We start from the raw sequence: 12,523 nt of genomic DNA, 5'->3' as shown, positions 1-12,523 counted from the left end.
ATACATGAATCAATACAGCTTGCTGTGACATCAGTGCGTAGTGGTTTTTACCTGTCAACCGGCACTGGCTAAAGAAGCAGGCAAACTCGCTCTAATGCACGCTTCTAAACATAACTTCATATCGAATAAGAAATAATTCCATTTCGGTATTACCTATATAATTAGCAAATTAATAATCAATAAATGTAAAAAACATAGAGCATTTGATATTAAAATTGATTTGTAGCATAACAGGAGCTGTACATTTATTGGACAAAAGCAGATAAGGAAGTCATATAGTGAAAAACAGCCACTTTAAAATCCCAAGCAAGAAATTCATCCTATCCATAATTTCATCATCGGCATTTATGACAGGGTTAACTCTTGCAGTAATATGGCTATATCTATCTAACTTAGACAGATTAGATATATTCTATGACGCAACTAGTGCCAGCTCGGCTATAGCTTTCATATTTGGGTTCGCCATACTATCACTCTTAGGTTTTAGTATGTTAATATTTTCATCGTCATTTATGATGGTACTTATATTCTCCCACTATGAAAAGGACTTAGTAAAACACAATAAAATAACCCATGGCTTTTCCATTACTGGTCTACTGAACAGCCTTGGATTATGTTTTTTATTGTCCCTGTGTTTTTTTTCTTATTATTACTTTAAGTTGAACGGACACTTAACCACTATAGCCTTTCTGATAGCATCCGTATTATTTAGTTTTTACATCACTAAAAAGAATATTTTAGACCCAATGAAACATTACCTTCAGAATAACAATGAGGCCAAAGGAAATTTAGAGAAAACCTCCACAAAAACACTATTGCCATTACTGCTTCTTACTCCTGCAGTTGTGCAAATGCTCCCACTTTCGTTTTTCTTAAATCAGTTGGAGTTCACGGAAGGTAGTAGCGATTTCGCCCAGATAAGTTTACTGACTGCTGTCGCCATAGCATTCTCCACATTAAGCATTTTACCCGGTGCGATTTACATCAATGAGAAGAAAAATGGCGATTTATTTCGTGCTATAACTATCATTTTGATATCAATTATTACAACTTTAGTTTTTTTATCTATGATATTTCGCCCTATACCAAATATGATTATAAATATGACAATGAACCTATCAGGCATCAGCGACTGGCGTGCTCATGATTTTTATATTAAAGAAAATATCCATCCGCACGCTATGTTTAATGGACAATTGTGGAACACGAGATACTTTCAAGAGATACCTAATAGGTTCTTTATCACTGGCGTTAGCATTTTCACCTTAGGCAACACACAACTAATCTGCCCGACTACAATCATCCATGCCAGAAAGGAAAGCTTAAAGCTGACAATAGATAACACCAAGGAGCACGATAAAAAAACAAACCATTTAAAAAATATTGCTATGGATTGCATCCCATTTAATAAAAAAGACATCAGTATATGGGACTCACCAATTTCAGAGCCAATCTATTACGATAAATTAAAAAAACCAAAAATAACTCGATGATAAAAATGCTCCATTCGTTGAAATAAACTCTATTCTCCCAGCTCTCCATTAATACTTTTAGGAGAGCTGACCTTCAACAGCCCCATTTAGCGCCACACGTAGCTTTTCCATGCTCACCACTCCTGATCCCAGGTTTTGGGATCGACCGGCTTGCCGCGCGGAGTCACTTGTAGCTCTAAATCCAGCGCAGCAAGCAGTTTGAATAACGTCTCCAGCCGTGTGCCGTCCGGGTTGTTTTCAAACGCGGAAACCGTGGCCTGTTTTAACCCAACGCTGTCAGCGGTTTTACTTTGGCTTTGGTTACGCTTCTTACGCTCGTTGCGTAGCGCATGCGCCAACATCTTTGCCGAGGTAATTTTCATTTTATCCCCCCAAGCGGATGAAATGAGTATTATCCCCTTAAAGGGATAAATCAAGTCCTACCCCTTTAAGGGGATAACATTCTCAATCACAGATTAGTAGGAATCACTTTAATTACCCCATTATCATTTCGCACACCAAACCCAGCCCCAAACACCTTGGCAGCAGGCTCAATACCCTTACGTCGTTTATCCTGCGAAAGCAAAGTCACCGAAATCCCGTAAGACTTCCCGCCTTCGAATTTGTAGTTAAAGTCAGGAATGCATTTATTCGATGCCACTGCAGGCATCTTGTTATTAGAGAAATTCTTGCCAAAGATATGATTGGCATTGCCGAACTCCTCGATAATAACGCCAGATAACCGCTCATCCCCTTCAGGTTGAACCAGCACACAAACTTGATTATCAAAGGTAGTGACGTTGGCCGTGTAGTTCTTGGGCCTTGGATCCTTCATATGCATACAGCCAGAGAGCAACAAAGCTGAAGTCAATAAAGCAATAATTCGTATCAGCATCTCGTTGAAATCTAATTCGGCTTCAAAAAAATATTTTCGCCCTTTGCCCATACGATAAAGCTGGAACGATATGAGTTCAGCGGTGTTCTAACCAGAACGGTATACCCTTCGCCGGCGATAAAATTAAACTCGCCGATGCCTGGGACACACTTCCCGGCTTCCAAAGCCACAGGGCTGTAGGCATATGATTTTTCGTAAACGTAGTCATCACTACCATGTTTCCAGATGGCTATCTTTAAAATAGACTCTTTTCTTACTATTTCTTTCTCATCAAAAAAAACGCAGACTTTACCGGCTACAACCTTGCTTTGCGCTGGGTATAAGTTGAATCTATCCCCCATGGGGCAGCCTGAGAGAAAAAGAGGCAGAAGAAGTAATAAGTATTTACTCATAATGGCAGCCCTGCGCTTCTGATTATTGGTTGAAATTTTGACAATGTATTTCTGTCCACTATCCCTATGTGATTCCTATTTGGCAAACCGAAGAAGGCATTCATACCAAATCTTTTGAGAACGAAATAGTCTGCAATTATCGATGCTTGCTGCTCCATGCTGTAGTGGCTTAGCTGCGGCTTATCGAGCCGGTATTGATAACTTACCGCCCAACTGAGAAGCCCCGGGTGCGCACCCACATGCCTCTTTGATGCTGCCAAACATGTGCCATCTCATGAATGAAAAGGTGCTGCGCTTCAAGATCCTCATTCGCATAATTACGGTTATATAAGGCTTTACGAAAGTATAGCTCTCCATTGGGACTCATCGCGGTAAGCTGATTCTGCAACCCAAACGGCAGATAGCTGTCACAGTGAACCCGCACTCTGTTATAGAAAATCGAGTTGCCAAACACCGAACGTGCCAGATTAACTTCGCCAGACGTTAACACCTGTTTTATCCCTTCTTGTTTCTGTTCCATCCTGGAACTCCCCGATCAAAAGAAGGAGAGATAAAACTCTTTTTTAGCCTATTACGTCAATAAGATAAGCCTGAGGGAGTTATCAGAAAGCCCTCAATTGGCTCCCGCAATGGCAGCGTACATGCGGGTTGAACAGGCTGAGTTATTTTGAAAGAAAAGTGAGGGGCATTTGGCAAAATGAGATCGCACGCACAAAAAACCACCTTTAGGTCTGAGGGAGCCCCAGAAAAAAGACAGGCATAGCGTTTTGTGATCTACTGATTGTGCTAAAAAATTCAATGAGATCACCTCTATGCTCATTTAGACAGGCGGTAAGGCGTTGCCGCTTTTCTCTCCATCGAGATAGCCTCAGTGCTATTCTGCCAACACATAAATATACAGCAAGTGTATGATTGGTAGATTGTGAATAGTTAGCCAAGACCTCCTCTAGGCACTCAAAATATCAACAACTTTTTTGAGGAAAGACTGTGGAGTAAGCCCCCAGGCAGCGGGGGAAAATTCTCCATCAGTAAGCTCAGCAAAAACTGACTCTAACTCTTTCTCATCAGAAAATAATTTTAACAAATCATTTGCTTCATTAATTGTTTTTTGAACAGTTTGTGGATTTTCTGTATTTTTGTAGGCGGTGAATATTTCATCTACTGTCTCACCAAATAAATCATAGTCCTGACCAAAAAATACACGAACCAAAACGCCAAGATGGATAAAGTTTGTATTCATATGAACTCTTATTTAATTATCGGATATGCTGTCAGGATATAATAAGGTTGACCGTTATACATTTTTTCAATAAAACTACACGCACGCCACTTGTCGTCAGTCTGACTGTACTCCCTTGACGAAAACCAAAACCGACTGTATTCCCTGTACTGTGAGTTAACTCAAGAACATTTGCTGATGATGGATAACCAGCCCATTGTTTAATAGCCTGCCGATTAGTTTTTAATGTTTGGCTTATGGCTTTCTCTGCAGTCCGTAAGTCGGTGAACGTAGAGGCCGATTGCATACCAGGACTGCTGGCTAAACGTTGCAATAATTCTTCTGGAGATTTACCTACATGTCTTGCAATGGTATGTCCCCCCGGTTTCATGCCAGTTAAGGACTCATGTGAAGCAAGGCTAATTCTCCCATAGCGGATTGAAACTACTCTGGCGGCCCCCATTGCCGTTGCAAACCCCAGAGGTACAGCGACATCCACAGCCAGACCTATTTTGAATGCAGTATCTTCATCAGCGCCAAATTTCTTAGCCAGGGCTTCTGCTGAACGATGTGTCGCACTGCGTGTGCTCAGTCCTGTAATCACTTTATCAGCAGCCGTTTTGACTGTATCCATACTATGGGCGCCAACGGCAACACAGCCTACCTTTGTTAATCCCGTTGGTTCTGGCGCGGCGCAAGCGCTGTCGCACCTGCCATTTCAAGCGCACCTAAAACCAACTCCAGGCTTCCCCACAAACGATTGCTGAGTGTCTCGCCTTCTGTAACTGATTTATCTGAAATCACCGCTGCCAGTTGGACTGGCGATAATGCAACAACCAAACCGTCATCCATGAGAAACCTCATCCATTGAGAAAAAGCACCTGTATAGCGATGGTAAATTATCTCTGTACGTTATGCCATCAATCCCGTCTTGAAGTGCGCCATGGAACTACCCAATTCGTCGAGAATTCCTCCGTCGATGCTCTTCGCATGGGTGGTCCGCAGCCGGGTCTTAATATTGTCGAACCGCACATCTGTATACTGCGAAACCTGCCGGGATTCATTGCTGATATCCAGTGCGGAGATATCTACCCTAAAAAAAATCCACGCCGAAGCGTGGATTCAATTTCATGGCCAAGGCCAGGCATCACTTTATTCGAAGTGAACTTCAGGGTTATCTGCCAGTGACACGAAATTCTTCGTATTTTTATCCAGCGTGCGAATCTCGCCACTTTCGATGTCGTACACCCAGCCGTGCAGACGCAGGCCATTGTTGCGCAAGCCCACGGCAACCGACGGGTGAGTCTTAATATTATTTAGCTGGGCTATTACGTTCTCTTCGACCATAGCGTTAACTTTGTCGATTTCGTTATCCCAGGTTTTCTTCTCTACCACCGCTTTGGCCGCGTCCGCATAGTGCAGCCAATGGGCCACAGCCGGCATCGGGTCAAGGCACTGGCAAGACGCTATCGCCTTCATGGCGCCGCAGTTCGAGTGGCCGCAAATCACGATATCCGTGACGCCTAGCGCCACAACCGCGTATTCGATGGTCGCCGACACCCCGCCCGGTTCCGGGCCAAAGGAAGGAACGATGTTGCCTGCGTTACGGATAACGAAAAGTTGCCCCGGATCTTGCTGAGTCACAAGCTCGGGTACCAGGCGGCTGTCAGAACACGAAATAAAAAGCGCTTTAGGGTTCTGGCTGGAGGCAAGGCTGCGGAAGAGTTCCTTACGCTGAGGGAAAATCTCTTTCTGGAAGCTGAGGAAACCTTCAATGATATGTTGCATAGCACGCTCTCTGGATCGGTAGTCTCGATAACATGATAAGCATCACTTCCCGTTAGTCCAGCATCTCGTAGGCAAAAAAGGCGCGTTCCAGGTCATGCTGAGCTTTAAGCGCCCAGTAAATTTCCATTTATCAGCTTTTCTTTAAATGATTGGCAAAATCCACTATGTCCGAATGACTCACTACACGACCGGCCTCCACATCAGCAAGACCGACCTGGATGCTCTGGTGACGCCCTTCTCTTTCGGCCAGCATGCGGGTCAAGGCTTCTTTAATAATCCAGCTTTAGAGCGATCCAACTCAATAGCCAGATTTTCGACGACAGCATCCCAAGATAGTGTTTCGCCACGATATCGTTTTCGGGACAGTGCCTGCGTGTCGTATGGCGAATGGCATGAACTGTAGGTAAAAAAACCGGCCTAAGCCGGTTTTAGGTTGCTGACAAAGCAGGAAAAAGCGTGGTTTTTCCTGCTTTGTGGTGAGCAGCCGAAAATCAATAAATTGATTTTCTGATTTTTATTTATCGGCCTCTACTCGCTCTGGGCTGGAATGAGGTTTGTCATCAGTCTGAAACCGGCCTAAGCCGGTTTGAATACGCTGTATCAGGAAACATCAGGAACCTGTTCGCGCCATGATGCACTATCTGCCGGAAAGCCCTGAGTTTTCATCAATATTTCCCGTTGACTCACGCATCAGGTTCACCTCGGCCCGATTATCTACCCAATAGTCCGCCTGTTTGATTCCGAGCTTCTCAGGGTGAAATACTGGGTCGACACCTTCAGCCAACTGCTTTTCATAATCTTTCAGGCAGATGAACGCCTTATTCCGCAGCAGCAAAATGGCAACGATATTGAGCCAGGCCATCAGTCCCACGCCAATATCCCCCAACCCCCATGCCAGGTCAGCCGTCTTAACCGTGCCGTAAACGGCGGATGCCATTAACCCGATTTTCAGCACAAAGGTAAGCCACGGGCGATGTATCTTCCGGTTGAGGTACGCGATATTGGTCTCGGCAATATAGTAGTAGGCAATGATGGTGGTGAAGGCGAAGAAGAAAAGCGCAATAGCGACAAAGTAACTGCCGAAACCGGGCATCATGCTCTCCATCGCAGTTTGCACATACCCAGGACCGGCGGCAACGCCGGCTACCCCTGTATAAAGAGCACCGCCATCGGCCCCTTGAACGTTATACAAACCGGTAATGAGCAGCATGAAACCGGTGGCGGAGCAGACGAACAATGTGTCGATATAGACAGAGAACGCCTGCACCAGCCCTTGTTTCACCGGGTGGCTGACCGCTGCGGCGGAAGACGCGTGCGGGCCAGTCCCCTGTGCCGCCTCGTTGGAATACACTCCGCGCTTAACCCCCCACATAATAGCCAGCCCCAGAATAGCGCCAAACCCAGCATCAAGACCAAACGCGCTTTTCCAGACCAACAGAATAACGCCCGGCAGTTGCTCGATATTGAGCGCGACAATCACGCAAGCCACAATGATATAACCCAGCGCCATGAACGGCACGACGGTGCCGGCAAAACTCGCAATCCGCTTAACACCGCCGAAAATAATGAAGCCCAACAGCATTGCCAACAACGCGGCCGTCACATTGGGGCTTATCCCAAACGCGACATCCAGGCTGGCCCCGATGGAGTTGGCCTGCACGCCCGGCAACAGCACGCCGCAGGAAAAAATGGTAACGATGGCAAAAACCCAGGCATACCACTTCATGCCAAGCCCTTTCTCGATATAGAAGGCCGGGCCGCCGCGGTATTCCCCATCGAGCTTCTCTTTATAGACCTGGCCCAATGTCGACTCCACAAACGCTGAACTCGCGCCGAGGAAGGCAACCATCCACATCCAGAACAACGCTCCCGGCCCACCGAAGGTAATAGCGGTAGCAACCCCGGCGATGTTACCGGTCCCCACTCGCCCCGCCAGAGTCATGGAAAGCGCCTGGAATGAAGAAACCCCGGCGGCGTTGGCTTTGCCCTGGAATATCAAACGCACCATGCCCTTCAGGTGACGCAGTTGCAGAAAGCGGCTACGCAAAGAAAAGTAGAGGCCTGTCCCCAAACACAGATAGATGAGCGCTGGGCTCCAGATCACGCCGTTGACGGCATTGACAAATTCATTCATGCAATCCAACCCCTTAGTTGATGCCCAGGTAATACTGGCCGTTCACCTGCCTGATACTGGGCTACTGCCTATATGCTATATGCGCCGTCGAGCGTGAGATTTATTCTGTACTGATTTGTATAGTTACATCAAGTAACTAATTCACACATCTGTAACCTGTCGCAAAAACCCGACGTTTGCAAGCGTAACGATGTGGAATACCTCGCATATTTAAACAATTTATCTGAATATCCAACCTTACGACCAACTTAAAATGGCAGCCACTGCCAAACCAATCGGTTAATTAATACCCATATCGCTATTAAGCGCTCCCCTCTGAGGGATCAGACGGTGGGAGCAGTTGGACTGACCCCACCCCGGTAGACGATCCTGCCCTATAGTTTGGACTGACCCCACCCCGGTAGACGATCCTGCCCTATAGTTTGGATTTACCGCCGCCGGAAAAAAGGACATTAAATCGCTACCGCCGTTATAGCCGAAATCAGATACTTCACTGATTGAACTGGCCCCGCTGCAATGCTGATTTTGCTGCGGGGCTTTACCGTTCCCCCAAGCCCGAAAACAGCCTTTTTTCTGGCTAGCCTGCCTCAAACTGCGCGTGCATGCATAGGGTGCATGATTTTGCATGAATCCCCAGCCTCTCAAAACAGCCGAAACCCCGCGCCACAAGGGCTTACAGGGCCTCTGCATCATGCATGAAATGTGCTTGATAAAGTCAGAGCGCGTAGGCGAGGGAGTATTGCGCGCGCAGAGGTTTGAGCCACTTTTCGTTTAGTGCGTCAGCGTGTCGCTGAGATATGTATTTACTGCGATCTAGCTCAGTAAAGTGCTGGCACTATCACAAGGTGACAGGCCGCTGGGTACGCTTCTTTTGATGCATTAGTAGGGGGTAGCGGCAAGGCTGAATGATTATACTGCATGAATCATGTTACCAGCGTAAAAAACATGCTAAAGATGCATAAAACCACATGCAAGAAAATGCACTTCTCACCTCCCCCCAGTGCTACGGCCTCTCATGTACCTGCATGAAAGACGACTCATCAAGCGCACAGGAGATCTGGGGATAGCATTGCGCACCATGACAGGAATTTAATAGACATGGAATCTAAGTGTGTGGGTAAGCTATCGTTAACTACTTTGACTTGGTGGTATACTCTCGGTGACGTTTCTCAGGCTACAAAAGCCTTGTGTAACAAATTAATTATTCAGCATATTTTTTAGAAGGATTGAAAATGGCCAGAGGCGAGTTAATGAAAAAACTTTTGGCTAGCTACGGCAACGACATAGAATTTCGCTCGGTAGCTGAAAAAATCATTAGTGAAGAAGAAAAAAAGAATAATAAAGTTTTAGCTAATAGTTTAAGAAGGACACTTGAAAATAGCCAAGCTATAGGTGTGAACTACTCTTTGAAAGGCTTGGAAAAATTTTCACCTGTTCTTGAAGGTACAAATGATTTCGTCGAAAGAGTTGAGCCTAGTAACTCACATAAAGAATTAGTTCTTTCATTCGAAAATGTCAGAATCCTTAAAGGGTTAATCGAAGAATATAGATACGCCGAAACAATACGCAAAAATGGGCTATCATTACGTACTAAACTCCTTTTCTGCGGTCCCCCTGGCTGTGGTAAGACGCTTAGCGCTGAAGTTTTCGCGTCTACCCTTGGTCTTCCTATGTTTATAGTAAAATTAGATAAATTGATATCATCTTATTTGGGAGAGACCGCCACCAACATTCGTTCTATTTTTGAGTTTGCAAATAATAAGCCTTGTGTTCTTTTTTTAGATGAATTTGATGCAATTGCGCGCTCACGTGAAGATGGAAATGAGCATAATGAATTAAAGAGAGTTGTTAATAGCCTTTTGCTATTTATAGAAAGATTAGCCCCCAAAGGCTTTATGATAGCTGCAACCAATCTTGATAAAAGCATTGATCCTGCAATATGGCGACGTTTCGATGAGGTTGTTTGGTTTAAAAACCCTGATAAAGGGATGATCAAAAAATTCTTAAAGAGCAGGCTAAAAAATATTCACTACGACTTCAATCCAGAGGATTTCATAACAAAATTGACTGATATGAGCTTCTCAAGTTTAGAGAGGGTACTTAATCAAGCGATAAAAACCATGATAATAGGGAAGCAAAAAACATTAAGTGAACGTTATTTAGTTGACGCGATTAATGATGAATATCGCAGAAATAGTGGTGTTGATAAAATGCGTTAATGTAAATGGAGAATAAAAATGGCAGAGTATGAACATTTGCGTCTCGTTAAGATGCCACAGCAATTCGAAAGAAGAAAAAAACCTGGATTTGGTTCAGCACCTAACCGTAGCAATCAGCAAAGAGCTACACACGGTACTTCTCTTATAAATCAGATCGATAGTGCTGTAGCTTATATTAGGAGTAAGAGAAGACCCGGTAATATCGATCCATCATTAGTCATGAAAGTTAAATACGAGGGGTCGGCAGCCGATGAGGACTGGGAAAGACTAGGATTACATGTTCTTTCGCATGATGAAGACAAAACTTTAGTTCTTTTTTCTTCAAACGACTCTCTACAATCTCTAAAAGAAAGAATTAATTCGTATTCTGGCCCCATTCCTGCAAATCAAAAGAATCCGGCCTACAATAATTTTGTAGGTAATTTAACATCTATTGAAACAATTACTACAAGCGATAGAATAGGAATAAGGCTAAAAGAGGATGGATTCGCCTCTTTAGATGACTTTGATGAGAATGAAAACTATATTATTGATGTCGAACTATGGGATTTTGGAGGAAGAGTAGAACGAGAGGCAAAAATAGAATCGATAAAGAATATCGCTATTGAGAATAATGGGGAATTCATTGACTCTTATATCGGTCCTTCTATTTCACTTTTAAGAATAAAATGTAACCTTGAATGCTTAAATGAAATACTCGAAATACCTGAGATCTACACAATTGACTTACCGCCATCGCCTGATATGGAAACCAGTACGTACTTAGACATAAATCTAGAGAATGCTCCTGAAGTTAATGATGCATATGAGAACTTGCCCGTAATAGGGATAATCGATAGTGGTGTTAACAATCATCCTTTCCTAAATGGTGCACTAATTGGTGGAATATCGTTTCTACAGGATGAAGGAGAAGATGTTTGGGGACATGGGACTTCAGTAGCCGGAATAGCAGCATTTGGTGATTTTCGTTATCAACTCAGTAATGGTAACCAGTTGACTCGCTATGCTAAAATTTGCTCTGCAAAAGTAGTAAATAACATAGGGAGATTCCCTGATGAAATTGTAATCCCAAAATTAATGTCTCAGGCGATCAATGAACTTCATGAAAAATTCGGTTGTCGAATTTTTAACATTTCTCTTGGGGATCCTAAAGCACCATTTAACGGTAAAAGAAATGGTCAATGGGCATCAATACTCGACGATTTAGCACGCAACCTTGATATTCTAATTATAGTTTCAGCTGGCAATGGTAATTCGTGGGGTGGAAATCCAGAAGATGCTATTAATGAGTATCCAAACTTTCTTTTAGATGAAAAAAACAAATTCCTTGAGCCTGCTGGCGCGGTCAATGTATTGACCGTGGGCTCTTTATCTAATGGTGATGGTTTGCCGCCAAACTTAGCCCCGTACGTAGGGGTTCAACCCACAGCTAAAATAGATGAACCTTCCATTTTCACACGTACTGGCCCTGGGGTATTAGGAATATGTAAACCTGATATTGTAGATTATGGTGGCACGGCAATTTACGATTCTGCAATACCCGGCATACGTTCTGGTGGGAATATCCCTGAGGCGGGAATGATAAGTCTTAATAATCAGTTCCTAACCACTTTATTTAAAACATCTTCTGGTACATCCGTTGCCGCCCCTATGGTAGCCAATAAAGCTGCAATATTATTAAAACAAATCCCAGATTGTACGGCTAACTTGCTCAGAGCTCTTTTAGTAAACTCATCAAATCATCCAACGCTAAACCAGCAAAGAATTAACACATTAGATGATAACTCTAGGAATAATATATATGGAAAGGGAGTTCCAAAGCTAAAAAACCTTATCTCATCCGAAGATAATAGAGTGGTTCTCTATGCTCAAGATTCATTAAGAACAGATTACTTTGCTGTATATGAAATACCGGTAACAGATACATTCAAAAACACAACCGGCAAGAAAAAAATAAAGATAACGCTTACATTTGATCCTCCAGTAAGGCATACGAGAAAGGATTATCTCGGCTGCGAAATGAATTTCAGATTGATTCGTGGAAAGTCAGCGAATGAGGTTTTTGATTTTTTCAAAGTAAGGGGCGAGGATGGAATAACCTCAGAAATGTCGCAAAGCAATAATTGCGATCTTAAACCAGGGGCAAACTCAAGAGACTTTAGCACAGTTCAAACAGCATCAGTTACATATGAACGCGCCATGAAAAATTACGGCAACACGTATTATTTAGTTGTAAGATGTCAAGCTGGCTGGGCTGATTTTATCCAAACACAACGTTATGCCATTGTAGTAGAGATGACACATTCTCAGGATATAAATATTTATCAAACCATTCAGCAAAGGATCCAACCAAGAGTTCAACCAAGAATCCAAAACAGAAATCGCGTTTAATTATTTGATAGGC

Annotated in this window: 12 protein-coding genes and 1 pseudogene; 3 read left to right on the top strand and 10 right to left on the bottom strand. The window is 43.7% G+C overall.

The annotated features are described in order from the left end of the window. Positions 1-278 precede the first annotated feature (278 nt). Entirely contained in the window at positions 279-1,493 is a 1,215-nt protein-coding gene (locus ACUTQ5_RS10770; RefSeq protein ID WP_445651238.1) for a hypothetical protein, read from the top strand. Between the two features lie 113 nt (positions 1,494-1,606). Here the strand turns inward: ACUTQ5_RS10770 and ACUTQ5_RS10765 are convergent, their stop codons facing one another. From ACUTQ5_RS10765 to ACUTQ5_RS10720, 10 genes and pseudogenes are all read right to left on the bottom strand, one after another. Next, on the bottom strand, positions 1,607-1,855 hold the full coding sequence (locus ACUTQ5_RS10765; RefSeq protein ID WP_261119227.1) for a helix-turn-helix domain-containing protein: 249 nt from the start codon (positions 1,853-1,855) through the stop codon (positions 1,607-1,609). A gap of 86 nt (positions 1,856-1,941) precedes the next feature. Then, positions 1,942-2,418 carry a putative T6SS immunity periplasmic lipoprotein gene (locus ACUTQ5_RS10760; RefSeq protein ID WP_445651237.1) on the bottom strand — a complete coding sequence of 159 codons (477 nt, stop codon included), beginning with the start codon at positions 2,416-2,418 and terminating at the stop codon, positions 1,942-1,944. Further along, positions 2,379-2,759, bottom strand: coding sequence for a putative T6SS immunity periplasmic lipoprotein (locus ACUTQ5_RS10755; RefSeq protein ID WP_445651236.1), 381 nt, complete (start codon positions 2,757-2,759; stop codon positions 2,379-2,381). The genes ACUTQ5_RS10760 and ACUTQ5_RS10755 overlap by 40 nt, the downstream gene beginning before the upstream one ends. A gap of 202 nt (positions 2,760-2,961) precedes the next feature. Continuing rightward, complete coding sequence (locus ACUTQ5_RS10750) at positions 2,962-3,279, bottom strand: hypothetical protein (RefSeq protein ID WP_445651235.1); 318 nt, start codon at positions 3,277-3,279, stop codon at positions 2,962-2,964. Between the two features lie 426 nt (positions 3,280-3,705). Continuing rightward, positions 3,706-3,999: a contact-dependent growth inhibition system immunity protein gene (locus tag ACUTQ5_RS10745; protein WP_445651234.1), complete on the bottom strand. Its 294-nt coding sequence runs from the start codon at positions 3,997-3,999 to the stop codon at positions 3,706-3,708. 31 nt (positions 4,000-4,030) lie between these two features. Further along, a complete protein-coding gene (locus ACUTQ5_RS10740; protein WP_445651233.1) occupies positions 4,031-4,612 on the bottom strand; it encodes an RNase A-like domain-containing protein in 582 nt (193 codons plus the stop codon). 35 nt (positions 4,613-4,647) lie between these two features. Next, entirely contained in the window at positions 4,648-4,830 is a 183-nt protein-coding gene (locus ACUTQ5_RS10735; protein WP_445651232.1) for a hypothetical protein, read from the bottom strand. Positions 4,831-5,130: 300 nt separating this feature from the next. After that, a complete protein-coding gene (locus tag ACUTQ5_RS10730) occupies positions 5,131-5,766 on the bottom strand; it encodes a carbonic anhydrase (protein WP_020825036.1) in 636 nt (211 codons plus the stop codon). A gap of 130 nt (positions 5,767-5,896) precedes the next feature. Next, positions 5,897-6,132: pseudogene (locus ACUTQ5_RS10725) on the bottom strand (CopG family ribbon-helix-helix protein). A gap of 271 nt (positions 6,133-6,403) precedes the next feature. Next, positions 6,404-7,900, bottom strand: coding sequence for an alanine/glycine:cation symporter family protein (locus ACUTQ5_RS10720; protein ID WP_445651231.1), 1,497 nt, complete (start codon positions 7,898-7,900; stop codon positions 6,404-6,406). 1,250 nt (positions 7,901-9,150) lie between these two features. Here ACUTQ5_RS10720 and ACUTQ5_RS10715 point away from each other — a divergent pair. Both ACUTQ5_RS10715 and ACUTQ5_RS10710 read left to right on the top strand, forming a co-directional pair. Beyond that, positions 9,151-10,119 (top strand): AAA family ATPase, encoded by a 969-nt coding sequence (locus ACUTQ5_RS10715; protein ID WP_445651230.1) that lies wholly within the window; start codon positions 9,151-9,153, stop codon positions 10,117-10,119. An 18-nt stretch (positions 10,120-10,137) separates the two neighbouring features. Continuing rightward, on the top strand, positions 10,138-12,510 hold the full coding sequence (locus tag ACUTQ5_RS10710; RefSeq protein WP_445651229.1) for a S8 family peptidase: 2,373 nt from the start codon (positions 10,138-10,140) through the stop codon (positions 12,508-12,510). Positions 12,511-12,523 lie beyond the last annotated feature (13 nt).

This window comes from Serratia sp. NA_112.1, from assembly GCF_052691715.1.
Note: the sequence above shows the minus strand (reverse complement) of the source record. Positions and strands in the feature narration are given on the sequence as shown.